Here is a 24,658-nt window from a genome sequence, read left to right as displayed (position 1 = left end):
GATAAAACCGTTCTGAAAAGGGAATAACGCGTGCCCGCCGCGCGCTCCCTCGTACCTACTCTCTTACGGATATACTCTCCTTTATGCCGCTCTCGAGATTTCATCCGACGATCCAGAAGTGGTTTTTCAACCGGCTCGGCGAGCCGACGGAACCCCAGCGCGAGGGATGGCCGCCGATTCGACGTGGGCTTCATACGTTGATCGCGGCGCCGACGGGCATGGGCAAGACGCTGGCGGGATTTCTGTCGGCGATTGACGCACTGGCCCAACGAGGTCCGAATTTGCCGGACGAGACGGGCGTACTCTACATTTCGCCGCTTCGGGCCCTGAGCAATGATGTCGAGAAGAACTTGCAGGGACCGCTTCGGGAACTGACGGAGCGGGACGTCTTCTTTCCCCATCTGCGCGTCATGGTGCGGACGGGTGACACTCCGCCGCGCGATCGTGCGGCCATGGCCAGGAGGCCGCCGCATATTCTCGTGACGACGCCGGAGTCTTTTTACATCCTGCTCACAAGCGGCAGCGGACAGGCGATGTTGCGGTCGGTCAAGACGGTGATTGTCGATGAGATCCATGCGCTGGCTCGCGATAAACGCGGGTCGCATTTGGCGCTTTCTTTGGAGAGGCTGGAGCGCCTGGCGGGGCCGTTTCAGCGGATCGGTCTGTCCGCGACGCAGAAGCCGTTGGAGGAGGTCGCCCGATTTCTCGTGGGTGCGGGCCGCGAGTGTCAACTGGTCGATACCGGCCACCGACGAAAGATGGATGTCGCGATCGAGGTCCCACCGTCGCCCCTGGAGACCGTCTGCTCGCATGAGCAGTGGGCGGAGATCTATCATCGCGTGGCGGAGCTGATCCACCAGCATCGCACGACGTTGATCTTCGTTAACACGCGAAAGCTCGCCGAACGAGTATCCGCCCGGCTGACGGAGATGATGGGGGAGGAGCAGGTCACGTGTCACCATAGCAGCATGTCGCGCGAGCGCCGGCTGAACGCCGAGCAGCGCTTGAAGGCGGGCTCCCTGCGGGCGTTGGTCGCAACGGCGTCGCTGGAGCTGGGAATCGATATCGGTGAGATCGATCTCGTGGTTCAGATCGGGGCGACGCGCTCGATCGCCACGTTCTTGCAACGCGTCGGGCGGTCCGGCCACGCGGTGCGCCGCACCCCCAAGGGACGATTGTTTCCGCTCACGATCGACGAATTGGTCGAGGCGGCGGCGCTGCTACGCGCGGCCGCGCGGGGGGAACTGGACCGCACGCCACAGCCGGCCGCGCCTCTGGATATCCTGTCGCAACAAGTCATTGCCGCCTGCGTGGCAGCCGGACCGGACGGAATCGCGGAGGAGGAATTGTTCGCGGCGATGTGCCGAGGCTGGCCGTACCGAGCGATCGCGCGGCAGGATTTTGACGCGGTGATCCAGATGCATGCGGAAGGACGGCGCGGTCTGCTGCATCGCGACGGCGTCGGACGACGGATCATGGCCCGCAAGCGGGCGCGGATCGCGGCGATAACCGGCGGCGGGGCGATCCCCGATGTGGCGGACTATCAGGTCGTGCAGGCCCCGGACGGCACCGTCGTGGGGACGATCAATGAGGACTTCGCGGTCGAAGCCAATGTCGGCGACATCTTTCAACTGGGCAATACGTCGTGGCGCATACTGAAAGTTGAGCGCGGCGTCGTACGGGTAGCGGATGCGCGCGGGCAGCCTCCGACGATTCCCTTTTGGCTTGGCGAGGGACCTTCGCGGACGCAGGAGTTGTCCCGGGAAATCGGGCGGGTTCGCGAGGAATGCGCCGACCCCGCCGTACTTCACAAGGAAATTGGGTTGTCGGCCGAGGCGGCCCAACAGATTGCGGACTACATCGCGGACGGGCGCCGCGTCCTGGGGACGGTGCCCACGCAACGGCGGGTTGTGCTGGAGCGCTTCTTCGACGAGAGCGGCGGGATGCAGATGGTGCTGCACGCGCCGTTTGGCGGGCGGATCAATCGGGCCTGGGGATTGGCCCTGCGCAAGAAATTCTGCCGGGGATTTGGATTTGAGCTGCAGGCGGCGGCGAATGAGGAGGCCATTGTCATTTCGCTGGGGTTGCAGCACAGCTTTCCCCTGGAAAGCGTGTTCAATTACCTTTACCCGAACAGCGTGCGGAAAGTCCTGACGCAGGCGGTGCTCGACCAGCCGATGTTCGAATCGCGCTGGCGGTGGAATGCCACGCGGGCCCTGGTATTGGATCGCTTCCAGAGCGGAAAAAAGGTTCCCGCGCCGATCCTGCGAATGCGGGCGGCGGATTTGCTGGCCTCCACATTTCCCTCCGCGGTGGCCTGCCCGGAAAACTTGCCCGCGGGGGACCTCCCGATCCCGATGGACCACCCGTTGGTGCGCCAGACGATTGACGATTGCCTGACGGAGGCGACGGACGCCGCCGGTCTCATCGACGTGCTCACGGCGCTCCAAGATGGGCGGATCGAGAAGGTCGCGATCGACACGCCGGAACCCTCGGCCTTTGCACGAGGAATCATCTCGTCGCAAGCGTACACCTTCCTTGACGATGCCCCGTTGGAGGAGCGGCGCACCCAGGCCGTGTTCGCACGTCGAGCATTAGATGAGCGTTCCCTTGATGGCATCGGCGCGCTGGACCCGGCGGCGGTGGCGAGAGTACGAGAGGAGGCCTGGCCGACTCCACAATCAATGGAGGAAGTGCACGAGGCGCTCCTTTGGATGGGGTTCGTGACGGATGTAGAGGCGGTTTCATGGACCGAATGGTTAGAACAGCTCGCCGCGACGAACCGTGTACATCATCAGGATGCGCGCTGGGTTGCCGTGGACGGTCCGCAAGCGCCCAAGGCGATCCTTTTGGGACGCCTGGAAGCGCTGGGCCCCGTGTTTGAAGATGACCCCCGAGTGTCATTGGGCGGTGTGACCGGCCCCACGCTGCTGGAACTCGAGCGCGAAGGAGCTATTCTGCGGACGCGGCTGGATGGGCGCACGGCATGGTGCGAGCGACGGCTTCTGGCGCGGATACATCGGTATACACTGGAAACACTGCGCCGCCAGATCGAGCCTGTCAGCACGACTGAATTCCTGCATTTCCTGGCCTGCTGGCAGCACGTCGATGACGAGCATCGCCTGGAGGGTCCACGGGGAGTCGGCGAAGTCTTGCGACAGTTGGCAGGATATGAAGCGCCGGCTGCAGCGTGGGAGTCGAGCATCCTGCCGCTGCGCGTGCGCGACTATCGCCGCGAGTGGCTGGATGAACTGACGCTCACGGGCGAATTCGCGTGGGGACGTTTGTGGGGCGACGGGGCGAGCGCTATCCGAGTGACACCGCTCTCCTTCATTCCGCGTGAGGAATTGGACGCGTGGCTGGGATGGACGAAACCGGCCCTGAACGTCGAATCCAGCGGTGCGGCAAAAGACATCCTGGAAGTGCTCACCCTCCGCGGAGCCATGTTCCCCCAGGAACTGCAGAAGGCGGCGGGTTTGACGCCCGCGTATGTCGAGCGGGGCTTGGCGGAACTGGTGGCGCAGGGAATGGCGACCTGCGATTCGTTCGCGGCCGTGCGGCAAATGCTTACTCCGCCTTCGCGGCGGCGGCGACCGGTGAGGGCGGTGGGCCGGTGGAGCCGCTTCCGGGCGGCGGAATGTCCCGCGCCGGCGGACGAGATGGCGGCGCAGCAGTTGCTTCGACGTACCGGAGTCGTGTTTCGCAAAACGCTTGCGCGCGAAAAGCTGCCGGTCAGTTGGACAAAGCTGTGCCGCGTCTATCGAAGGATGGAGCTGCAGGGCAAGATCCGCGGCGGGCGATTTGTGGCCGGTTTTTCAGGGGAGCAATACGCGCTGGCGGAGGCCGTGGAGCTGCTGCGCCGGGTTCGGCGGGAGGGCGTGCGCGACCAACCTGATCTGCACGCCTCCGACCCGTTGAATCTGCAGGGCGTCCTAAGTCCGGCAATACCGCTGTCGTTTTCCGCGGTGGGTTAACTGATCCAGAACGCGAAAAGCTCGTCGCCTCGCACTGCGCAGGCCGGGCGGCGCCGATCCGCCCCCATATCTCAACGTGCAGTGGAAGACTTTGCAGGCGAACCGGGTGAGTCGATTTCAGGGGGCCGGTTTCGTCGTCGGCACGTCGGCGAGGGGAACGCTCTCGGGTGGGACGGGGTTGTGACCGACGACGAGGCGGCCGCAGTCGGGGCAGATGGTGTCGCCTTTCTTGCCCAGATACTGGTTGAGAACGACGTAAGTCGGTTCAAGCTTGCGCTTGCCGTCCTTGGTCCAGTAGCACTTCTCGACGGGGTAGCCGGTGTTCTTTCCCGTGTAGGGGGAAACGACGGGCCACTTTTCGCCGATCTTCATGGCGTACTCAAAGGGCTTTTTGGTTTCGAGGCAGAGGAATTCGGTGGGGAGCGGTTCGGCCTCGGGGATGGGGGCGGTCGTCAGCGTGTGATAGGCGAGATAGCCGGCGGCGGTGAAGAGCAGGACGAAGACCAGGATGCCCAGCGGTCCGCTGAGGGGACCGGCGGGGCGTGTGCGAACGGCAGCGTCGGTGGTCATCGCGGTTGCTCCAACAAAAGGGTCGCGCGGGGGAGGATCCGTCAGCGGGTGATGTTGGTCGGGTGCGGCGGGGTCCACGTTTTTGTTCTCGTTCGTCATCGGGTAATGGAGGCGCTCGCCGATGGCGATTGTAACGAGGGGCGGGAGGGAAAGTCCATTGCCAGTACACCCTCGTTGATTCCACGGCCGGCAGGGGCGCCGGCCGATACAAATCTGTGGCCGGTGGGTGGGTTCTTCGTCCCCTGCCGAGAGGGGACACTACGGGCTAGATGATCTCGGCCTGTTCGGCGCGGAGCCAGCCATCTTTTCCGTCGGGAAGCTCGATGTGATACCAGGTGGCGCCATCGACATCGGGCCGCGAGGCGCGGAGGCGGAACTCGACGCCCTGGGGCAGGGGGCGGTCGAATTGCGGGTCGTAATATTCGCCGTTTCCCTTGCGCAGGACGACGTGATCGGCGATGAGGACGCCTTCGATGTGCCGGTCGGCGGTCGCGCGTTGCCACGCGGCGCTGGCGCCGACGGCGGCGGTAAAGAGGCCAACGGTGAGCAGCGCCCAGCCCAGACCGGGAGGGCGGCGCGGGAGGAGTCGGAGCGACAGTGCAAGTGCCCAGAAGAGGGCGTAGGAAAAAAGGGCGGCGCGAGTGCGGGCGGCGAGGGAGGTGTTGTAGTGCCAAAAGAAGAGGGTCTCGATCATGGCGCCGGCGGCGGGCTTGGCGAATTTCAGCTCGACTCGGCTGCGGGCGAATTCGAGATTCTTGCGGTTCTCCTCGTCGCCGGGGAGGAGGCGCTGGGCGCGCCGATAGTTGGCGATGGCACGGCCGATGTCGCCGAGGCGAAGGTACGTGTTGGCGATGTTGTAGTGAAGCCGGCCATTCTGAACGCCATCGCGAACGAGCGACTGAAAGCCGTCGAGGGCCTCGCGAAAGAGGCGGCGGGCGTCGATCGCGCCGGAGTTTTTCATGGCGACGGCGGCCTCGAAGGCGGCGTTGGCTTTTTGCAGGACGTCGCTTCGCTGCCCGGGCGACAAGGGATTAAGGGATTGAGGGATTGAGGGATTGAGGGACTGGCCCTGGGCGAATGTGAGAAGCCAGAGGATCAGCGGAACGATGGTGGTCATCGCAGTCGCTCCCGTTCGAGACGCTGGATGAGTTCCATGGCGGTAGAGGCTCCGTCGGTCTCAGTTATTTGCGCCGCGCCGGCGTATTCGGCGAGTTCGAGCTTCTCGAGAAGCGCATCGGCGGCGTTGACGGTTTCCGCTGAGACGCGGCGATCGGCGAGCAACTTAACGGCGTCGGCGCGGGTGAGCCCGCCCGCGGGAACGTTGCAACAGTCGGCAATGTAGCCCACGAGGGCGGCGCGGACGGAAAAGGCCTGAGGCTTGAGGCTTGAGGCTTGAGGGACAGCGAGAGACTTTTTCGCGTTGGATAAGGCGTGCGCGCGGCGGCGATAGGCCTGATCGCGACGGAAGCGATCGGAGCGGGCGCACCAGACGGAGGTTGCGCCATAAGCCAGCGGCAAGAGGGCGATCAGGGACCAGGCGAATGGGCCGAGATCGGCGGACTGATCGGCGAGGAGTGAGGCGGAGTTGGTTTCATTGGGAAAGAGCCCCTCGGTCGTCTCCACGAGGGGCGTCAGAAAGTCAGCACCTCCGCCCTCGCTGGGCGGTAGATTGGAGAGGGCGATGCGTTGCGCGGGCGTCACCTTGAGCGGGATGGCCCGCGAGTAGGCGGTCTCAAATTTGCCGGTGTCGGGATTGAAGAAGCTGAGCGGAACGGGGGGGATTTCCTTGACGTCCTCGCGCAGGGCGCGGATGGTCAGCGTGAATCGTTTGCGATCGTTTTCAAGGACACCCGCGGGGACGTCGGTCGAGACTTCAAAATTGCGGGTCAGCGCCGCGACCTGGTCGAGACGCGGGGGGGTGAGGCGTTCGAGAGGACCGGCGCCGCGAATGGACAGGGTGAGGGTGATCGGATCGCCGACGGGAACTTGCAGCGGCTTGGCGATGGCCGAGAGGGAATAAACGCCGATGGCGCCGTTGTAGTCGGGTGGTCGGCCGACCGTGGGGATCGGCTTGATGAGCAGCTTGGGGAGCGTGGGGCGGGCGGAGATTTTTCGTGAGCGTTCCAGGGTGAGGTTGAAGACATTGCGACCGATGCGGATGGGGTAGTTATAAACGAACTGGATGTCGCCGAAGTCAAAGGGGCCGGCCTTGGTGGGGTAGATGGTCGCTTCCAGGTAGAAAACGTAGAAGTCTTCGGGGCGACCCGATTCCGCTTCGCGCTGCTGCGCGGCGTATTTGGGTCGCGCGATGTCATTCTGGGAGAAGACTCCCCACGTGCTGGACTGGATGTCCTTCAGATTCCAGGTCGGAGAGACGTCGAGCATGCCGACGCCCGGCTGGTGGAAGCGACGGATCCAGATTTCGTAGGTCAGTTCAACAGGTTGGCCGATGTAGGCGACGTCGCGCTTGGTCTTCACCTCGCAGAAGAGATCACGGGTAGTTTTCTCGTTGGAAACGGAAACCGGGATCGGGTGCGTGAAATAGGAGCGTCCCTTTTCGCGGAGTGTGAAGCGGCCAAGGGTGAGCCTGCCGGGTCGAAGGGGTTTGACAATGTACTTATAGGTGTAGCTCGTCTGTTGCGTCAGTCGGCCGTCGCTGCCGATCACCGTGTTGATACTCCGGCCGACAGGTTCGACGCTGGCGAGGTTGATTTCGAAGTCCTCGGTCACGGGCGGCGTCGGGGCGGTGGCCTGCGAGGGGTTCGAGACGGTGACGTTGACCGTCAGAGCTTCGCCGACGAAGGCGTCGTCGCTGGAGATTTCGGCGGTGAGGGATTGGGCGAGAACGGGAGAGGCGCAGAGGCTCGCGACGAGAACGATGCTCGCGCAGTTGCGAATTACAAATGACGAATTACGAATTACGAAAGCGCGGTACGGCGTCCCTCTGTAATTTGTAATTTGTAATTCGTAATTTGACATTTGGCGCTGCACGATTACCAATCCTTATCGACCGGGACGCGGCCGCGGATGCGCATCATGCGCATACGCTTGGCCTCGCGGCGCTGGCGTTCGGCGTCGCGGGCTTCCTGGAGCATGGGCTCGGCTTCTTCGGGGGAGAGTTTTCGTTCCTTTTCGTCGCCGGCGGATTGTTGGTCCTCGCCGGAGGGCTGCTCCTCGCCGCCCTCGCGGGGTTCTTCGTTCGCCTTGCCGTTCTGCTTCTGGTCATTTTGCTTTTCGCCGGGCTTGGGTTCCTGCTGCTGGTCCTCGCCCTCTTGCTGGTCCTTCTGCTCACCCTCTTTTTGGTCGCCCTCCTGCGGTTGAGAAGTGGGCTGGGAGGTTGGTTGCGACGTGGGCTGCTGGTCCTGCGGCGGGGAGGTCGGCTCGTTCGGTTGCGAGGTGGGCTGGGAGCTGGGCGATTTTTCCTCCTTCTTCTGCTGCTCCATTCTCTTTTGGAGGAACGCCAGGAGCCGCTCCGCAGCCGCCTTGTTGGTTTGCGCATCGATGTCCTGCGGGGCGAGCTGCAAGGCGTCGTTGTAAAAAGCGATCGCCTTGCTCAGATCGTTTACCGACGCAGCCAGATCTTCGCCACGCGTCATGGCCTCGGCATGCGCGCAGCGGCCGAGGTTGTACTTGGCCTTCGCTTCGAGTTCGGGATGACCGGGCTTGATGGCGTCCTGAAAGGCGGCGGCGGCCTTGTCGAATTGGTTGAGTCGGTAATGGGCGAGACCGCGATCGTAGGCGACTTCGGGGGCATCGGGGGCCCTCTCCTTGGCTTCGTCGTATTTGGCGAGGGCTTCGGTGTAGTTTCCGTCGGTCAGGAGCTGGTTGCCTTCCTTGACGGCCTTGGCGGCGGCGCGGAGGTCGTCGGGGGCGGGGGGATTGGGTTGCGCGAGGCCGGAGTTGGTGCATATCGCTGTCGTGAGCGTCGTAATAAATATCAGGCGTGCAGTCGCTGTTGAGGCGTTAATCAGTGCTCCCCTACGTTCGCGGCTTTGATCGAGACGCCGATCATCGGCTGGTCTGTCGCGGCGGGTGGAACCCGCCCTACGGCGTTCGCTCATCAACGATTCGATCATTAAGAGGAGCAGGGCAAGGGCGGCGGGCCAGGCGAAGCGGGCGTGCTTGACTTCACGGCGCTTGGCCAGAGTTGTTCGCTCTTCCTTGGGGACGAGGCGCTCGCTGTAGATCCATTCGAGCGTGCGCTGGCGGGAGTTCACCTGGCGGCTGGGTTGGTATTCGCCGCCGCCGGCCTGAGCAATCTGTTTGAGTGTCGCCGGGTCCATCTTCGACCAGAGCTGCTGGCCGTCGTACTCCATGAAGGTGCGCCGACCGCCCTGTTCCGTCGGTATCAGTCCGCCGCGGTCTTCGTCGCCGATGCCGATGGTAAAGACCTGGATGCCCTGTTCTTTGGCCTTGGCCGCCTGTGCGAGGGCCGTCTTGCCGTGGTCCTCTCCGTCGCTCATGAGCAGAACCGCGCGGTGGTGCGCCTTGCGATCGCCGAGGGCTTTCTGGGCGGCGACGAGGGCCTCGCCGATGTTCGTGCCGCCGAGGGGCGCACTGTGGATGCCGATGTCGTCGATAGCGAGGCGGACGAATTCGTAGTCGTCGGTAAGCGGGCAGACCAACTCGGCGCGACCGGCGAAGCAGATGACACCGATGAGTCCGCCGCCGAGTCGTTCGAGAAGGCGCTTAATGTCGTCCTTGGCGCGATCGAGGCGGGACATGCCGGCATCCTCGGCGAGCATGCTCTTGGAGACGTCGAGGCAGACGACGAGGTCGAGTTGTCGCTGCTGGACGTCCTCCCAGTATTTGCCATAGCGCGGTCCGATGAGGGCGAGAACAAGGGCACACATGGCGGCGAGGATGAGCGCGGCCTTCACGTATTGCCGCCGGCGGCTGATGTCGGGAGCGAGGATTTTCAGAAGTTTCATCGAGGCGAAGGCGCGGAGGGCGCGGTCCTTCATCGCGAAACCATAGATAGCCGCGACCGCGCAGAGGAGAACGATCAGCAGCCACTTGAGCTGGTTGACGTCGTCGATGCCGAAGTCGTCGGTCATGGAATCCTCCGCAGGCGGGTGTTGGCCAGGACGACTTCGACGGCCAGGAGAAAAAGGGCGACCAGGAGCGGCGGCGGCAGACGCAGACCGGCGAGGTCGGACCACTTGTAGGCCAGCTCTTCGTAAAGATAGTATCGCTCCTCGTCGACGGCCGAGCGTTCCAGTCGGTCGATCTCGGCGTAGATCTCGGTGAGCGAGTTGAGGTCGCGGGCGCGGAAATACGCGCCGCCAGTCGCCTTCGCGACTTTTTCGAGAAGCTCCTCGTTAATCTCGACGGGCACGCGGATGGTTTGCGGCTGGAGGAAAAGGCCGCCGGTCTGTTGTTCCTGGTATTCGGGGGCGGCGCCGATGGTGTAGACCTTGATGCCGAGTGCGGCGGCGGCCTCGGCGGCCTGGAGCGGCTGATACTTTCCGCGGTTCTGCTCGCCATCCGTGAGGAGGATGATCGCGCGGCTCTTGATCTGAAACGCGTCGTTGCCCTGGAAGCGGCGGGAGATGTTGCGGATGCGCTCCACGGCGAGGAGCAGGGCGTCGCCGATGGCGGTTCCATCCTCATCCCGCGTCGTCGGCAGTTCAACGTTTTCGAGCGCGCGGATGAGATGCTGATGATCGTGCGTGAGCGGCGATTCGGTGTCGGCGTAGTGCGCGAAGGCAATGAGACCGATGAGGTCGTCGGGGCGGCCCTTGAGGCGCTCGCCGTCGCCTTCGACGAAGCCGCGGACGACTTGCTTGACGGCGTCCAGACGGGTCTGGCGGCGGCCATGCGCGTCGATAAAGTCCTGCTGGCCCATGCTGCCGGAGCGGTCGACAACCAGTTGCAGGGCGACGCCCTCGGTCTGGACGCGGGTTTGCTCGTCGGCCTTTTGCGGGCGGGCGATGGAGAGGATGATCAGGGCGACGGCGAGGCTGCGGAGGATCGGCAGGGCGAGGCGAAGATGTTGCCCCCAGCCGGAAGTTTGCGCCTTGAGGCGCGACACGCCGGCGAAGCGAATGGCGGCGCGGCGCTGGGGGTTGAAATAGGCCCACCAGATCAGGGGGATCAACGCCAACAGCGCAAGCAGCCAGGGATGGCGCAGGAGGATCATGACAACCGCTCCTTTTGCGAAAGGGCGCCCATGTCGACGAACGCCCGGCCGTTACCGTCGCCCGGTGGGCCGACATGGACCGCAGGTTCGTCGTGGGCGGTCTGGATAACGAACTCGCGGGCCGTCGTCTGGACCCAGTTAATTTCGGATTTGTCGGGTTGGTGACGGGCGTACTTGACGGGGTCGCAGGCGGAGACGAACTGGCGGAGGACGTCCTTGTGGCCCTCGACGAGTCGAGGGGAACGAGCCAGGTCGCGGATGAATTCCTCGCTGGTCTGTTCGCCGGCCATCAAATTGAAACGCATCTCGATGTAACGGCGAACGATGGCGTTGATGCGGTAATAGAACTCCTGCACGCGGCCGCGTTCGAGGAGACCCTCGGAAAGAAGGATGTCCAACTCGGCGAGGGCCCAGACGTGCGGCGGGACCGGCGGGGCCTTGCGGGCCGTGACCGGTGCGGCGGCGCGGCGGCGCAGCCATCGGGCGACGAGTCCGATCAGCACAACGGCCGCGGCGGCGATCAGGATGTATACAAGGATGCGCAAGTTCGAGGGGGCCCAAAGGGAGGCGGGGCCTTTCACGTCGGCGAGGACTTGCTGGATTTTGACCGGCAACGGCGGGGTGACGACCGTTTCGTGAACGTCTCCCCTGGAGCCGTCGGCGCGTTCGCGGGTGTCGTGAAAGGGGAAGGAAAACGAGGGAATCTCGCGCTCGCCGGGGAGGACGGGCTCGAGGATGAGCGTCCATTCCTGTTTCACCAGAAAGTCGTCGCTGGTGGACGGGGGGCGGGACTGCTCTTTGACGGCAAATTCGCCAAGCGTTTCTTCGACTTGAGGCATTTCGACGTCCACGCCGCGCTCGGATTCGATGATGAGCTTGAGGCTAAGCGGCTCGGGGACGGTGACAGTGTCGCGGTCGAGTTGGATCGTGACGCGGACGGGGCTGCCGCCGATGACGCGGGTGATGGCGGGTTGCGTCGCCGGGGCGTCCTGCGTTTGGGCGAGCGACGGTCCGATCAAAAGAAGATTAACCACAGAGGCACAGAGACCACAGAGGACGAACAATAGGATTCGTTTCCCTGTGTCTCTGTGCCTCTGTGATGAACTTCCACTCTTGATCACAGGCGGGCCTCCCGGGCGCGGAAGAAACGGGTGAGCGGGTCCACGAAGGACTGACCGGTGACAAGGTCGATGGAGTCGGTCTTGAAGCGGCGGAAGGATCTTTTGCGGGTCTCGGCGCCGGCGCCGACGAGGCGCTCGTATTCCAGCCGGAAGGCAGGGCTGGAGGTATCGACGGTCACGCGCTCGCCGGTCTCGCTGTCGATCAGGTCGATGAAGCGGACGTTGGGCAGGGCAGCCTCGCGGGGGTCGGTGATGGCGATGGGGATGAGGTCGTGGCGGCGCTTGGCGACGCGGAGTTGCCGGTCGTAGTGCGCGGACTGGAAGTCGCTGATGAGGAAGACGACGGCGCGGCGGGTGCTGACGCGGCTCAGGTAATCGAGCGCGCCGGCGATGTCCGTGCCTTTGCCGGTCGCCTCCGTGGCGAGGAGTTCGCGGATGACGCGAAGGACGTGGCGGAGTCCCTTGTCGGGTTTGACGTAGCGCTCGATGCGATCGGAGAAGGCGATCAGCCCGACCTTGTCGTTGTTTTTGATGGCGCTAAAGGCGAGGGTCGCGCCGACTTCGGCAGCGAGTTCGCGCTTAAGTTGCCCAGCACTGCCAAAATCCTGTGAGCCGCTGACGTCAACGACGAGCATTACTGTAAGTTCGCGTTCTTCGCGGAACCGCTTCACAAACGGCTTTCCCTGGCGGGCCGTCACGTTCCAGTCAATTCGCCGAATCTCATCTCCCGGTTGGTACTCACGGACTTCCTCAAATTCCATCCCATGCCCTTTGAACGCGGAGTGGTAATGCCCCGCGAACAAATCGTTCGCGACATGACTCGTGCGTATGTGAATACGCCGGACTTTTTTGAGTAGTTCCTTCGGGTCCATGGCTACGGCACGGGAACGTGGTCGAGGATCGTTTTGACGATGTCATCGCTGGTTTGTTCCTCCGCTTCAGCCTCATAGCTGATGATGACGCGGTGTCGGAGGACGGCGGGGGCGATGTCTTTCACGTCCTGAGGCGTGACGAAGCCGCGACCGGCGAGGAAGGCGCCGGCTTTGGCGCCGAGAGTGAGCATGATCGTTGCACGGGGCGAAGCGCCGTATTGGATCAGCCCCTTAAGGTCAAGCTTGAAGGCCGCGGGATCGCGCGTGGCGATCACGAGGCTGACGATGTAGTCCTTGATCTTGTCGTCGATGTAGATTTCGTCCACCGCCTGGCGGGCGCGAACGATGTCGTCGGGGTTCATGACCGGGCGGATGGATTGTTCGGGGTTGGTAAAGGCCATGCGATCGAGGATGCGCCGCTCGTCGGCGGGCGACGGGTAAGTGACCGTCACTTTGAGCATGAAGCGATCGACCTGGGCTTCGGGCAGCGGATAGGTCCCTTCCTGCTCGATGGGATTTTGCGTGGCCATGACAAGAAACGGTTCGGGGAGCGGATGGGTGGTATCGCCGATAGTGACTTGGCGCTCCTGCATGGCTTCGAGCAGGGCGCTTTGCACCTTTGCCGGGGCGCGATTGATTTCGTCGGCGAGGATGATGTTCGAAAAGATCGGGCCTTTCTTGACGGTGAAGGCGCCGGTCTGGGGCTGGTAGATCAGCGTTCCGACGAGGTCGGCGGGCAGCAGGTCGGGCGTGAACTGGATACGCGCGAAACCGGTGTTAATCGCGCGGGCCAGGCAGGAGACGGTCATCGTCTTGGCCAGGCCGGGCACCCCTTCGAGCAGGATGTGGCCGTTGGAGAGGATGCCGACCACCATGTGGTGCAGCATCTGTTCCTGGCCGACGATGACATGGCCGATCTCGTCGCGGAGGCGGCTGAACGGCTCACTGGCGGCCTTGATGGCGGGTCCGATACGTTTCACGTCGAGTTGCGTCACGGTAGAAACTCCCTCTCGTTTATTACGGCGGCGGTTCAGCGGCGATAGTCGAAAAAGCCCCGTCCAAACAAGACGGTCCGTCCGCACCGGGCCTGTCACGAAGTTCCCCGGTACGGGGGTCAGGCCTGGAAATTAGGGCGGGCCGCGTTAAACATATCAGAATAGACGTGGGGGGCATTGGCCGCAACGGCGATGGCGTGTGGGGCGGATTGGCGGTACATTAGGGGTGTTTCAAGTATCGACTGCACCGGCTAAGAGCCGGTGCCACATGAATCTCTGAGGGTCCTCAACTCGCATGGGCGATCCGAAGTCCAAATCCGGGGCATCGTCGACTTCGACCGTCGGCGGCGACAAGCATGTCACCGATCTTCAGGCGGTGCTGGAGGTCTCGCGCGATCTGGCGTCCACGACCGAGCTGACGCCGCTTTTGCAGAAGGTCGAGAAGGCGGCGTTGTTCGTACTCGAATGCGAACGGGCGACCGTTTTTCTCTACGATAAGGACAAGAACGAGTTGTATAGCCGGATGGCGACCGGGACGGGGGAGATTCGCTTTTCGGCGGACCGCGGGATCGCCGGGGAAGTCGTGCGGACGGGCGAGGTGATTAATGTGCCCGACGCGTACGCGGACCCGCGCTTCAACCCGGAGATCGACAAGAAGACGGGCTTTCGCACGCGGAACATGATCACGTTTCCGCTGCTCGGATTCGACAATGCCGTGGTGGGTGTCCTGCAGGTATTGAACAAGTCGGCGGGCTCGTTCGACCCCTGGGACAATGAGCTGGTGCGGACGTTTGGCTCACAGGTCGGCGTGGCGCTGCAGCGGCAGCTTCTGCTGGAACATTACGCTGAGAAGCAGCGGATCGAGCGCGATCTGAACATCGCCCGTGATATCCAGCAGGGGCTGATTCCCAAGGAGCCGCCGAAGGTGGCCGGCTTCGACATTGCCGGATGGAACAAGCCGGCGGATGAGACGGGCGGGGATTGCTACGATTATTTGACGCTGCCGGACGACTGCCTGGCGATGACGATCGCCGATGCGACGGGCCATGGGATCGGGCCGGCGCTGATGATCGCCGAGTGCCGCGCGCTCTTCCGCGCGACCATCTCGTTGTCGCACGACCTGGCGGCGGTGGTCACGCGAATCAACAACCTTTTGTGCGAGGACTTGCCGGATGACCGATTTGTGACGGCATTTTTTGGCCTGCTCTCGCCCAAGGACGCGACGCTGTCGTTCCTGTCGGCCGGTCACGGGCCGCTGATCAAGTACATTCGCGAGACGGACAAAATCATGGAGCTGACGGCCGGGGGCGTGCCGCTGGGGATCATGCCGAACGTCGAATTCGACGCGCCGGAGACGTTCGCGATGGCCCCGGGCGACATGATGGTGCTGGTGACGGACGGTTTCTTCGAGTGGCATTCCAAGTCGAACGAGCAGTTCGGCATGGAGCGGATGTACCAGGTGCTTCGCGAGAAGCGCGACCGGCCGTGCAAGGAGATCATCGAGGCGTTGTATGAGCGCGTGATTGCGTTCGCGGGAGGGACGGCGCAGGGGGATGATTTGACGGCGATGATTGTGAAGCGGCTTTAGGAAGCCCCGAAGACTCAAGTTACCCATTGCAAAACAAGATCCGATTGCGGAGCGGCACGTGAGAGATTTGCGATCCCCGTTCTTCGATCGAATGGTCCTGGGCGGCGTGATCGTCGGCAACGCGATCGCCTGGGCGATACCGAGCAACGTGGCCAAACTCGTGGCGCGGGAGCAGCATGTTCTTCTGGGACGCTATTCGCGGGCGCATTTTTCCTGGCTCGTCGTCGCGGGAATCCTCTCGTTGATCCTCCTGTTTCTGCATTTCTCCCCGACGCCGGCGGTGAAGAAGCGGCGGGTATTCAGCGTCCTGGCGATGTTCATCGGGTTGATCCCCTCGCTATTTGCGGTCGATCTGGTGCTGCGGGCGGTGACGGACTATCCCTATGCACCGGACGAGCATGTGTATCACCGACCGACGAAGGCCGTCTATCGCGGGTCCTACGAAGACCTGCCCAAAACGAAGCGCTCGTTTCCCCAGACGCCGCCCGGGTACGGGACGGTCGAGTTGGTGATGAGCTATGACACCGAGGGATTTCGTAATGCCAGAGCTCTGGCGCAGTGCGACATCGTCGCAGTGGGCGATTCTTTCACCGAGGGCTCGCGCGTGCGCGACGAGGAGTCGTGGCCGGCGCGGCTCATGCAGCAGAGCGGGTTGAGCGTGTGCAATCTCGGCATCTCCGGGTACGGCCCTCCGGAATACGTGGCGGCGGTGGAGCGCTACGGCCTTCCCAAAAAACCGAAATACGTCATCTGCATGGTTTATGAGGGAAATGACTTCCGTTCCGCACGGACGGCGGTGCGGGCGGGTGTGACGCTCAAGCAGGCCGTGGCGACTTCGGCGCTCGTCTTCAAGATCAACGAATTCCTCTGCGAAAAAATGGGGGCCCTCCGTTCAAATGGCTCGTATCGGGGGCAGGAGTCCATGTCGTGGTTGCCCCTTCGCGTGCCGAGTGAGGACGGCCCCGCGTATGCCTTCGGCGCAAATCAGCTGACGGAACTCGCCGTTCGCCGAGAGAAACTGGAGCTGGAGGGCTCGTGGTACATCATGACGGAGCTCCTCAAGAAGCTCCAGAAGGCCTGCGAATCGGGCGGAGCCTGGCTCATCATTGCCTACGCGCCCTCCAAAGCGCGTGTCGTGTTTCCGCTCGCGGCGGAGCATTTGGACGCCGATCGCGTGCGCGACTACATGCGCTTCAAGAAGGACCCTCTCGATCTGCCGGAAGGTAAGGCGCTCATCTCGGAACTATTGGCCCGGTTTCCGGTTCAAGAGACGTTGGTGCGCGAGTGGTGCGAACGGCGATCCATCCCTTTTGTCAGTTTGACGCAGCCCCTGTGCGACGACGCAGCACAAGGTCGGCAGGTGTATTACACGTACGATCAGCACTGGACGGCCCTCGGGCATGAAACGGCCGCCAGGCAAATACTCGCTGATTTGAACAAGTCGCTGAACATGGCTTCAGCGCCGCAGAATTGAGACACCACGCCGACTTCGGCTGATAGATCAGCGGGCGTGGAAGGCCAGAAACAGCGGACGGTCTCGCAAGGGGCGGCTATCATAGGGGCAAGGGCCGCAAGCGAGGCGATGTGGAAGCCATCCAGGAAAATCCGACGGCGGTCAAGGGCGACTGGAAGCAGCGCCTGGACCATATCGTTGAGACCATGCGCGAGATGAGCGGGCAGACCGACCCGCAGCAGATGGTCGCGGCCTACGTGGCGCGGATGCGCAAGCTGTTGCCGAGCGACCGGACGGTCACGCTCAGCCGGCGGGATGTGCCGCGGCCGCAGTATCTGATTACGCGAAGCAATCTGTGGAAGGAGCCGGTCAATCCGTGGAAGGAAAAGCACAAGCTGCCGCGACTGTCCGGCGGATTGCTTGGCGAGTTGCTCTATGGCGACGAGCCGCGGTTAATCGACGACTTGAAGGTCGCTGCGGATGATCCGGCGGCGGAGTATTTCGCGGGGCAGCGTTCGCTGATCGCGCTGCCGCTGTACGACCAGGGCAAGGCACTAAACATGGTCATACTAATGCGCGAGAAGGCGCATTCGTTCGAACGCGAAGAGCTGCCCACGCTCGTATGGATGTCGAACCTGTTCGGCCGGGCGACAACCAACCTCGTGCTCAAGCAGGAATTGCAGGAGGCGTACGACGAGGTCGATCGGGAGTTGAAGGCGGTCGAGGAGATCCAGCGTTCGCTGCTTCCGGCGACGCTGCCGAAGATCCCGACCATGGACCTGGCGGCGCACTATCAAACATCGCACCGCGCGGGCGGGGACTATTACGATTTCTTCCCGTTGGCGGACGGAAAATGGGGCATCCTGATCGCGGACGTCAGCGGCCACGGGACGGCAGCGGCGGTCGTGATGGCGATCACGCACAGCCTCGCCCACACGCAGCCGGGGCCGCCGACGCCGCCGTGCCGGATGCTGTGCTACCTGAACGAGCAGCTTTGCAAGCGGTATACCGGTCAGACGGGCAGTTTTGTCACGGCGTTCTACGGCATCTACGATCCGGCGACGCGGACGCTTTCCTATTCGTCCGCCGGTCACAACCCGCCGCGGCTCAAGCATTGCGACGATGGGACGATGTCGTCGCTGGACGGCGCGGGGCAAGTGCCGCTCGGAATTTTTCCCGGCGTGTCGTACGAGGAGGCGACGCAAGGCTTGCGCCCCGGCGACCAGATCATCTTGTATACGGATGGCATCACCGAGGCCCAGAATGAACGGGGCGAGCAGTTTGGGACCGAGCGACTCGACCAGGTGCTCGAAGCGTGCCGACCGGGGGCCAAGGCGCTGATCGACGCGGTGCTGGAGTCGGTCGCGGAGTTCACGGCGGGCAAGTCGGCGGACGACGATCGAACGATATTGGTGGCGAAGATTTCGTAGCGTAGCTGCAAGTTTTCGCAGTCTAGATTTCTTCGTCGCCTTCGCTTGCCGGGGATTCGTTCTTTTTGTTGTTAGATTTTCGCACACGAGACGGCAGGCGATATTCGTCGGTTGCGGGGTTGGGACACTGTCCAACGCGGCGATGCCGGACTGGAACCGAATCCCATTCAATGATAACGGCGAAAAACTCCCGGTGCCCATTCTTAAATGCTGTGGCAAGGTCAGGCGTCAGCCTTACTTGAATGCGGCGTGCGTCTGAGATTCCAGGGACATCGACCAGCGAGTACTGGTCTCCCCAAGAGATCGTCGAAGTAGAGCCCCTATTGGTGAATAGCCCGACTTTCGTGAAGTCGCCGGTGGAACCCACGCGGACCCAAACCGTCGCGATGAAAGGAATGCCTGGCGAGGCCGCCCAGAGCGACAAGCGGTAGTTACGGTATTCATCCTCCTCCTTTCCGGCCCACCACGAATAGGCCACACACCCGTTCCTCATTAGTTCGAGTAATTGGGAGTCCGTGCGAGGCTTGGCGTAATCCGCCAGGTCGCCAGAGATTTCAAGGTTCCTGTTTACCGAAACCGGCCGGCAGTAGACGATCTCTCTGTTTTCCTTACTCCGAAATACGGTCATGTCGCCGGTTAATTGAATCGAATGGCTTCCCGCTTCCAGCGGCATAAGGGTGACAGTCTGCGCGCGTTGGCCCTCCCCGAATCGAGGCGTCTTTTTCTTTCGGGATTTCGTTACCTTGTCTTCTGTCTTCAAGTTCACGTGGCTCGTCGAATTAAAGACTTCCGCCCCATCGACGAGTACCCTCCAATCCGCCATCTCAACGGATAGCTTATCCAGCGGCATGCGGCAATTCTGTTCAATGTGGACGACTTGTTCGTGACCCACTGGAAACGGCGATCGCAATACGAGTCGGGGATCGGAGATCCGTTGGCTTACGAGTTTGGCAAGCTGGCGGTCGGACAGCTTTCCGTCGCGAAGTCGACGTATCAGATCGGCCGACGCATTACCTTTGCCATCGTCCATCCAGAGGAGCACGTCCGCCGGCAACCATTGAACCATCGAATCGAAATTCAAGAGGAAGTTCAGCCCGATACTGACGAGAAGGACGAGCGCCAGTGAGCCGATCAAGATTTCCATGCGACGCCGCCTGGGCACACCAGGCGAATACGAGGCCGGCGCCGGTATTGTCCATTGACATTTTGTGCAGCGACCCTCGACAAGCGAACTTCCGCACTTCGGACAAAATGTGAACGCGGCGGCTTCTTTGACGGCGGTGTCGTTCATGGTGGGCCCTTAGCGATCGACGGCTAACGTGAACCAGTATATCACGTCTCAACATGAGAGGGTAGGAAGCCCGTGGGGATCGAGTCGGAAAGCCCGTCCAGACTGAAAGACGCTGCAATCTGACATTCCAGAGCATCAATAGCAAAGCCGGTAAGGGCGGAGAGAGAAATAACGTGAGTGGGCAGCCCTCGTGTGTTCAAACCATCACCTCGCCACGGCGAGTCCAGAGCGCCCCGGCCCTCTCCCTGAAAGGGAGAAGGTGACAAATCGCATTTGTTCAGCACGATGAGGCGCGGGGTTTCCGGTGGTAGCAGAGTTGTCAATCGTTCGAAAATTACATGTTGCTCCGCGGCGGGTGTCGTTGCATCAAGAATCATGAGCACCACATCGGCGCGGTGGGCCTGGGCTCGACCGCGGGCGATGGCTTCGGTCTCGATGGCGCAATCGGTCTCGCGAATGCCCGCCGTGTCGGTCAGGGTGACCGGCCAGCCCTGGATGAAGGCAGTTTCGGAGACCCAGTCGCGCGTCGTTCCGGGGATGTCGGAGGTGATGACGCGATCGCGGCCGATGAGGCGGTTGGCGAGCGTGCTTTTCCCGGCGTTGGGCGGACCCATGAGGGCGATGGAAAGTCCCTGGAGCAGGCGAATCGCCGCGCGGCTTCGGCGGACAAACGCGTTGCGTTCGGCGGTCGTCAATGCGGCGAGGCGATCCATGAATGGGGGGAGGATCACGCGCTGCGACAATAACCATTGCGTCAGTCGCCGGGATGGCGAGCGCAGCAGCGCCAAGTCCACGTCGCGCTCGATGGGGTGGATGAGCGCGACGGCGTCGCAGAAGTCCTGCGCGGGCACAATTCTTGCGCCGAGTTGTTCGAGCAATTGCAGCAGCCGCTGGGCAATGCGCACGCCGCCATGCGTGCAGAGCTCGGCGCGGGGATGGGTCGGATCGTCAATTCGGACCGCAACGGCGTCGTCGAGGGGTGTTTCGCCGTCGAAGATCCGGCAGAAGGTCGGGCGATTCGCCGTTAATGCGAGCGGGTGATCGTCGCGCGGCTTGCGGAGAATCTTCGCCAAAACCTCATCGGTGCGCGGTCCGGCGAGGGCGACGACAGCGATGGCCCCCGGCGCCAGCGGCGTGAGCAGCGCCGCGATGGTGGGCTGCTCCTGGGTCATGATGCTTCTTCAAACGGCGCGAAGTGGCGGCGATAGGCGAGGGCGATGCCGCGGATGCACAAGTCGGGCACGACATTGTCGATGAACTCGCACTGCGACTGCACCAGTTCAGCGTTTCCGCCGGTGACGACAAGTTGCGGCCAACTGCCGAGCTGGGTCGCGTAGCGCTCGGTAATCTCGCGGAGCGCGCCGACGGCTCCGTAAATCACGCCATTGCGGATGCACTGCTCGGTCGTCGCGCCATACGTCGCGCCGGTCGGCTCGATCACGACTTCGGGTAGTGCAGCGGTTCCTTCGTGCAGGGCGTGGGCGGACAGGGCCAGACCGGGGAGAATGGCGCCGCCCATGAATACGCCCTCGTCATTGACGCAGTCGATGGTGATGGCGGTGCCAAAGCTGGCGACGGCGCAGGCGCGGCCGATGACGTCATAGGCGGCGGCGGCGGAGCAGACGCGGTCGACGCCGACGGTCTCGGGGGCCTCGACGGCGAGCGACATGGGGCGGTGGAGTTCATCGCCGACGGCCAGGAGCGGCGCGTCGTCATAACGCTCCTCCAATCGGCCGCGGAGTTCGGCAAGGACATCGGGCACGACAGAGGCGGCGGCGACGGCCTTGCGGCGATCGTCGGGCAGAGCATCCCAGGCTTCGTCGGCGTGGTGGATCATCGCGTCGAACTGGTCGCGGGCAAAGCGGTGATTCGTGCGGATGGAGTTGCCGACGGCGGTGGCGACGGAGACGTGCGAGTTGCCGATCTCAAAGATCAGCAGACTGGCGGCGGAACGGGGGTCCTGCAAGACTTCGGCGTCGTCCATGGGGCTCCTCAGAAGTGCGCGGATTATAGCGAAAGGAAACGCCAATACACCAACCACGGAGCCGCGTTGACGGCATTTCATGGCGAGGGTACGGTGAAGCAGATCGAAAGCGATCCTATTGCAATGAGCGAATTCCCGCACAACCTTTGGGCGCCGTGGCGGATGGAGTACATCCGTTCGCTCTCCGGCGACAAGCCCGGGGGATGTTTTTTCTGCGAGTACCGGGATGCGGCGGCGGCCGATGCGGCGAACCATGTCCTGTGGCGCACGGCGGAAACGATGGTGGTGATGAACCGGTTTCCGTACACCAACGGGCATTTGCTCGTTGCGCCGCTCGCGCACAAGGCTGATTTTGCGGATCTCGGCGACGGACCGCTGGGGGACTTGTGGAAGCAGACGCGCGACGCCAAGAGCCTCCTGGCGCAGGCCGTCGGGGCGCAGGGATTCAACATCGGGATCAACTTCGGCTTGTGCGCCGGGGCGGGGGTGCCGGATCATTTACATGTCCACGTTGTGCCGCGCTGGAATGGCGATACGAATTTCATGGCGGTGCTGGGGGATGTGCGGGTGATCCCTGAGGGACTGGACAAGATGTACGTACGCTTGAAAGAAGCGGCGGGGAACATGGGACTGCCTTCCAAATAGCGAATGGCGAATAGCGAATGGCGAAAGTGGAGGAGAAACCCAATGGATCGCTCGCACGCTATGCCGTAGGCGATGAACAATCGCGCGGGCGGGCGCAGGGGGATCCGTATGCGGGCGGGCAAGGGCCATTTGAGGTGGATCGGCAGCGGATTATCAACTGCATGGCGTTTCGACGGCTCGGGCACAAGACGCAGGTCTTTGTGACCGGCGTGGGGGATCATTTCCGCACGCGGCTGACGCATACGCTGGAAGTCGTCGCCCAGGCACAGCGTCTGGCGGGACTGCTGTCACTGAATGGGCGGCTGGCCGGGGCGATCGCGCTGGCGCACGACCTGGGGCATGCGCCGTTTGGTCATGCGGGGGAGAAGGCGCTGGCGGAGTTGATGACTGCGCACGGCGGGTTCGAGCACAATCTGCAATCGCTGCGCGTTGTCGATTATCTCGAACACCCTTACCCGGACTTTCGCGGGCTTAATTTGTCTTTTGAAGTCCGCGAGTCGCTGATTAAACACCAGACCTGGTACGACAGGCCGGATCGCGGCGGCGCGCGGGATGAATCGACGCGAATGCTGGTGGAGAGCGGGCCAAAGGCGTCGCTGGAAGGTCAGATCGTGGACTTGGCGGACCCGATCGCCTATACGCTGCATGACATCGAGGACGGACTGGGGCAGGGCGTGCTGACGGAGGCCGCGCTCGCGCAGAGCGCGATCTGGAAGACGGCGGCGGAGGCGGTGAGACGGGCCCATCCCGATGTGCCCCTGCATTCGATACGCCGACCAATCCTGGATCGCATCGCGGCGCACCTGGCGGAGGATGCGGCCGCAGAAAGCGCGCGACGGATCGCGGAGGACGGAGTGAAGAGCGCGGACGATGTGCGACGCTGCGATCGGGAACTGATCGCCTTCTCAACGCAGACTCAAACCGGCATGGAGGAACTGGGGCGACTGCTTCTCGAATCGGTTTATCGAACGTATACGGTCGTGCGGATGGATTCGAAGGCGCGTCGGCTGATCCGCGACTTGTTCGAGGCCTACATGGCGGAACCGGCGCTGATGCCGGAGCGGTATTCGTCACGCGTGGCGGAGCAAGGTCCGCATCGCGTCATTTGCGACTATATCGCGGGGATGACGGATCGGTATTGCCAGGAGGAGCACCGGCGACTGTTCGCGCCGTTTCACTTCGGCTAGAGACGATCACCACAGAGGCACAGAGACGCAGAGACGACGTATTTTGTGAAGAAAACAAAAGCCTCCTCGTCCATCCTCTGGGCATCTGTGTCTCTGTGGTTAATTCATAAAGACGTTGCTCAGTCACTTAACGAAAACGGCGTGAAGTCGGTGCGGTGGTCGTAGTAGTCCTCGTTCTCGGCGCGTTTGAGCCAGCCGACGATGGCGTAGGTGATCGGCGTGAAGACGACTTCGACGGAGACCTTGAAGACCCAGTTGAAAAGGACGACCTTGATCATCGTTTCGTCGTCCCAAATCTTGTAAAACGCTATCGGGTAAAAAATCGCACTGTCAACAAACTGGCCGACAAACGTCGAGCCGATCGTCCGCGTCCAGAGCAGCCTGCCCTTCGTCCAGATTTTCATCTTGGCCATGATGTAGCTGTTCGCGAAGTCACCGGCCCAGAAGGCGATGATCGAGCCGACGACGATCCGCCAGGTGTTGCCGAAGACGGTTTCGAGGGCGGGCTGGATCGTCTTGTTGAACGGCTCGGCGGGGTCGGCAGGGAAGTGGATGACGAAGAGGCCCATGATGGTCGCGAAAATCATGGCCCCGAATCCGGCCCAGATGACCTTGCGGGTGCGGGCGTAGCCATATACCTCGGTCAGGATGTCGCCGAAGATGTAGCTGATGGGGAAAAAGAGGTTGCCCGCGCCGAACGTAATGCCGAACAGGACGCACGTCTTGCCGGGACCGATCAGGTTGGAGCAGAGCAGGACCGTGACGAACGCGGCCATGACGAGGTCGTAGTATTTGTAATGGCGGGGGTTGGCGGCGACCGGCTTGGATGTGTAATCGAGAGGCGGCGGGGACTTGGGCATGGCGGATATTCAAGCCTCTCGTGCGCGGTGGCGTCAATCGACATAATCAGGGCCATCAGAGGACCATCGACAATGATTTCGATCGTGGCGGGACATGCCGAACCTCAGCTCTTGCAGACCAAGGTCCTCTTTTTGGAGTACATCGCCGCGCTCGGGTTTCATCTGACGTTTCAGGACGTCGATCAGGAGATGGCGGAGTTGCCGGGAAGGTATGCGCCGCCGGAGGGGCGAATCCTGATCGCCGAACTCGACGGTGAGGTCGCCGGGTGCGTGGCGATGAAGAAGCTGCGGGAGGACGTCTGCGAGATGAAGCGGTTCTATGTGCGGCCGGGGCTTCGGGGGCACGGGATAGGCCGAAAGCTGGCCGAGGCGATCGTCGCTGAGGCGCGGTCAGCGGGCTATCGGCGGATGTGTCTGGACACGGTGCCGTCGATGCAGGCGGCGATGGCGCTGTACGAATCGCTGGGGTTCAAGGATGGCGAGCCGTACGTGATCAATCCGGTGCCGGGGGCGCGGTTCATGGAGTTAGTGCTATAGCGCGCATCG

19 protein-coding genes are annotated in these 24,658 nt (G+C 62.7%); 7 read left to right on the top strand and 12 right to left on the bottom strand.

Features of this window, described 5'->3' with window-relative positions; genetic code table 11:
• The first annotated feature begins 83 nt into the window (after positions 1-83).
• A complete protein-coding gene (locus VJZ71_09610) occupies positions 84-3,974 on the top strand; it encodes a DEAD/DEAH box helicase (protein ID HKQ48311.1) in 3,891 nt (1,296 codons plus the stop codon).
• A 117-nt stretch (positions 3,975-4,091) separates the two neighbouring features.
• On the opposite strand, the gene VJZ71_09605 is transcribed toward VJZ71_09610, so the two are convergent.
• From VJZ71_09605 to VJZ71_09570, 8 genes are all read right to left on the bottom strand, one after another.
• Positions 4,092-4,544 (bottom strand): hypothetical protein, encoded by a 453-nt coding sequence (locus VJZ71_09605; GenBank protein HKQ48310.1) that lies wholly within the window; start codon positions 4,542-4,544, stop codon positions 4,092-4,094.
• 265 nt (positions 4,545-4,809) lie between these two features.
• Positions 4,810-5,661, bottom strand: a complete 852-nt coding sequence (locus tag VJZ71_09600) for a tetratricopeptide repeat protein (protein HKQ48309.1) — start codon at positions 5,659-5,661, stop codon at positions 4,810-4,812.
• On the bottom strand, positions 5,658-7,535 hold the full coding sequence (locus VJZ71_09595; GenBank protein HKQ48308.1) for a BatD family protein: 1,878 nt from the start codon (positions 7,533-7,535) through the stop codon (positions 5,658-5,660). The genes VJZ71_09600 and VJZ71_09595 overlap by 4 nt, the downstream gene beginning before the upstream one ends.
• Positions 7,536-7,537: 2 nt before the next feature.
• Complete coding sequence (locus VJZ71_09590; protein HKQ48307.1) at positions 7,538-9,601, bottom strand: VWA domain-containing protein; 2,064 nt, start codon at positions 9,599-9,601, stop codon at positions 7,538-7,540.
• The gene (locus VJZ71_09585; protein HKQ48306.1) at positions 9,598-10,686 is read right to left on the bottom strand and encodes a VWA domain-containing protein; all 1,089 of its coding nucleotides are present in this window, start codon (positions 10,684-10,686) and stop codon (positions 9,598-9,600) included. Before VJZ71_09585 ends, VJZ71_09590 begins: the two co-directional genes overlap by 4 nt.
• Complete coding sequence (locus tag VJZ71_09580; GenBank protein ID HKQ48305.1) at positions 10,683-11,705, bottom strand: hypothetical protein; 1,023 nt, start codon at positions 11,703-11,705, stop codon at positions 10,683-10,685. Before VJZ71_09580 ends, VJZ71_09585 begins: the two co-directional genes overlap by 4 nt.
• Before the next feature lie 98 nt (positions 11,706-11,803).
• A complete protein-coding gene (locus VJZ71_09575; protein ID HKQ48304.1) occupies positions 11,804-12,679 on the bottom strand; it encodes a DUF58 domain-containing protein in 876 nt (291 codons plus the stop codon).
• A gap of 2 nt (positions 12,680-12,681) precedes the next feature.
• Positions 12,682-13,674 (bottom strand): MoxR family ATPase, encoded by a 993-nt coding sequence (locus tag VJZ71_09570; GenBank protein ID HKQ48303.1) that lies wholly within the window; start codon positions 13,672-13,674, stop codon positions 12,682-12,684.
• Positions 13,675-13,969: 295 nt separating this feature from the next.
• Here VJZ71_09570 and VJZ71_09565 point away from each other — a divergent pair, with 295 nt between their 5' ends.
• The 3 genes from VJZ71_09565 to VJZ71_09555 all read left to right on the top strand — a co-directional run bounded on the left by VJZ71_09565 (position 13,970) and on the right by VJZ71_09555 (position 18,145).
• Entirely contained in the window at positions 13,970-15,262 is a 1,293-nt protein-coding gene (locus VJZ71_09565) for a GAF domain-containing SpoIIE family protein phosphatase (GenBank protein ID HKQ48302.1), read from the top strand.
• 58 nt (positions 15,263-15,320) lie between these two features.
• On the top strand, positions 15,321-16,736 hold the full coding sequence (locus tag VJZ71_09560; GenBank protein ID HKQ48301.1) for a hypothetical protein: 1,416 nt from the start codon (positions 15,321-15,323) through the stop codon (positions 16,734-16,736).
• A 110-nt stretch (positions 16,737-16,846) separates the two neighbouring features.
• The gene (locus VJZ71_09555; protein HKQ48300.1) at positions 16,847-18,145 is read left to right on the top strand and encodes a GAF domain-containing SpoIIE family protein phosphatase; all 1,299 of its coding nucleotides are present in this window, start codon (positions 16,847-16,849) and stop codon (positions 18,143-18,145) included.
• Positions 18,146-18,167: 22 nt separating this feature from the next.
• On the opposite strand, the gene VJZ71_09550 is transcribed toward VJZ71_09555, so the two are convergent.
• The 3 genes from VJZ71_09550 to VJZ71_09540 all read right to left on the bottom strand — a co-directional run bounded on the left by VJZ71_09550 (position 18,168) and on the right by VJZ71_09540 (position 21,420).
• Complete coding sequence (locus VJZ71_09550; protein HKQ48299.1) at positions 18,168-19,289, bottom strand: hypothetical protein; 1,122 nt, start codon at positions 19,287-19,289, stop codon at positions 18,168-18,170.
• A gap of 188 nt (positions 19,290-19,477) precedes the next feature.
• Positions 19,478-20,608: a GTPase gene (locus VJZ71_09545; protein HKQ48298.1), complete on the bottom strand. Its 1,131-nt coding sequence runs from the start codon at positions 20,606-20,608 to the stop codon at positions 19,478-19,480.
• Positions 20,605-21,420, bottom strand: coding sequence for a type III pantothenate kinase (locus tag VJZ71_09540; protein ID HKQ48297.1), 816 nt, complete (start codon positions 21,418-21,420; stop codon positions 20,605-20,607). The genes VJZ71_09545 and VJZ71_09540 overlap by 4 nt, the downstream gene beginning before the upstream one ends.
• 66 nt (positions 21,421-21,486) lie before the next feature.
• Here VJZ71_09540 and VJZ71_09535 point away from each other — a divergent pair, with 66 nt between their 5' ends.
• Both VJZ71_09535 and VJZ71_09530 read left to right on the top strand, forming a co-directional pair.
• Complete coding sequence (locus VJZ71_09535) at positions 21,487-22,065, top strand: HIT domain-containing protein (GenBank protein HKQ48296.1); 579 nt, start codon at positions 21,487-21,489, stop codon at positions 22,063-22,065.
• 17 nt (positions 22,066-22,082) lie between these two features.
• The gene (locus VJZ71_09530) at positions 22,083-23,252 is read left to right on the top strand and encodes a deoxyguanosinetriphosphate triphosphohydrolase (protein ID HKQ48295.1); all 1,170 of its coding nucleotides are present in this window, start codon (positions 22,083-22,085) and stop codon (positions 23,250-23,252) included.
• Between the two features lie 119 nt (positions 23,253-23,371).
• Here the strand turns inward: VJZ71_09530 and VJZ71_09525 are convergent, their stop codons facing one another.
• Positions 23,372-24,112, bottom strand: coding sequence for a queuosine precursor transporter (locus tag VJZ71_09525; GenBank protein ID HKQ48294.1), 741 nt, complete (start codon positions 24,110-24,112; stop codon positions 23,372-23,374).
• A 72-nt stretch (positions 24,113-24,184) separates the two neighbouring features.
• Between VJZ71_09525 and VJZ71_09520 the strand changes: the two genes are divergently transcribed.
• Positions 24,185-24,649 (top strand): GNAT family N-acetyltransferase, encoded by a 465-nt coding sequence (locus VJZ71_09520; protein ID HKQ48293.1) that lies wholly within the window; start codon positions 24,185-24,187, stop codon positions 24,647-24,649.
• Positions 24,650-24,658 lie beyond the last annotated feature (9 nt).

Source organism: Phycisphaerae bacterium (assembly GCA_035275405.1).
Lineage (GTDB): Bacteria > Planctomycetota > Phycisphaerae > UBA1845 > UTPLA1 > DATEMU01.
Note: the sequence above shows the minus strand (reverse complement) of the source record. Positions and strands in the feature narration are given on the sequence as shown.

Bases quoted from the DNA above. Each gene is read 5' to 3' on its own strand.
- VJZ71_09565 (HKQ48302.1), top strand. From the start codon at position 13,970: ATGGGCGATCCGAAGTCCAAATCCGGGGCATCGTCGACTTCGACCGTC.
- VJZ71_09540 (HKQ48297.1), bottom strand. From the start codon at position 21,420: ATGGACGACGCCGAAGTCTTGCAGGACCCCCGTTCCGCCGCCAGTCTG.
- VJZ71_09520 (HKQ48293.1), top strand. From the start codon at position 24,185: ATGATTTCGATCGTGGCGGGACATGCCGAACCTCAGCTCTTGCAGACC.
- VJZ71_09530 (HKQ48295.1), top strand. From the start codon at position 22,083: ATGGCGAAAGTGGAGGAGAAACCCAATGGATCGCTCGCACGCTATGCC.
- VJZ71_09600 (HKQ48309.1), bottom strand. From the start codon at position 5,661: ATGACCACCATCGTTCCGCTGATCCTCTGGCTTCTCACATTCGCCCAG.
- VJZ71_09605 (HKQ48310.1), bottom strand. From the start codon at position 4,544: ATGACCACCGACGCTGCCGTTCGCACACGCCCCGCCGGTCCCCTCAGC.
- VJZ71_09585 (HKQ48306.1), bottom strand. From the start codon at position 10,686: ATGATCCTCCTGCGCCATCCCTGGCTGCTTGCGCTGTTGGCGTTGATC.
- VJZ71_09525 (HKQ48294.1), bottom strand. From the start codon at position 24,112: ATGCCCAAGTCCCCGCCGCCTCTCGATTACACATCCAAGCCGGTCGCC.
- VJZ71_09610 (HKQ48311.1), top strand. From the start codon at position 84: ATGCCGCTCTCGAGATTTCATCCGACGATCCAGAAGTGGTTTTTCAAC.
- VJZ71_09590 (HKQ48307.1), bottom strand. From the start codon at position 9,601: ATGACCGACGACTTCGGCATCGACGACGTCAACCAGCTCAAGTGGCTG.
- VJZ71_09575 (HKQ48304.1), bottom strand. From the start codon at position 12,679: ATGGACCCGAAGGAACTACTCAAAAAAGTCCGGCGTATTCACATACGC.
- VJZ71_09545 (HKQ48298.1), bottom strand. From the start codon at position 20,608: ATGACCCAGGAGCAGCCCACCATCGCGGCGCTGCTCACGCCGCTGGCG.
- VJZ71_09550 (HKQ48299.1), bottom strand. From the start codon at position 19,289: ATGGAAATCTTGATCGGCTCACTGGCGCTCGTCCTTCTCGTCAGTATC.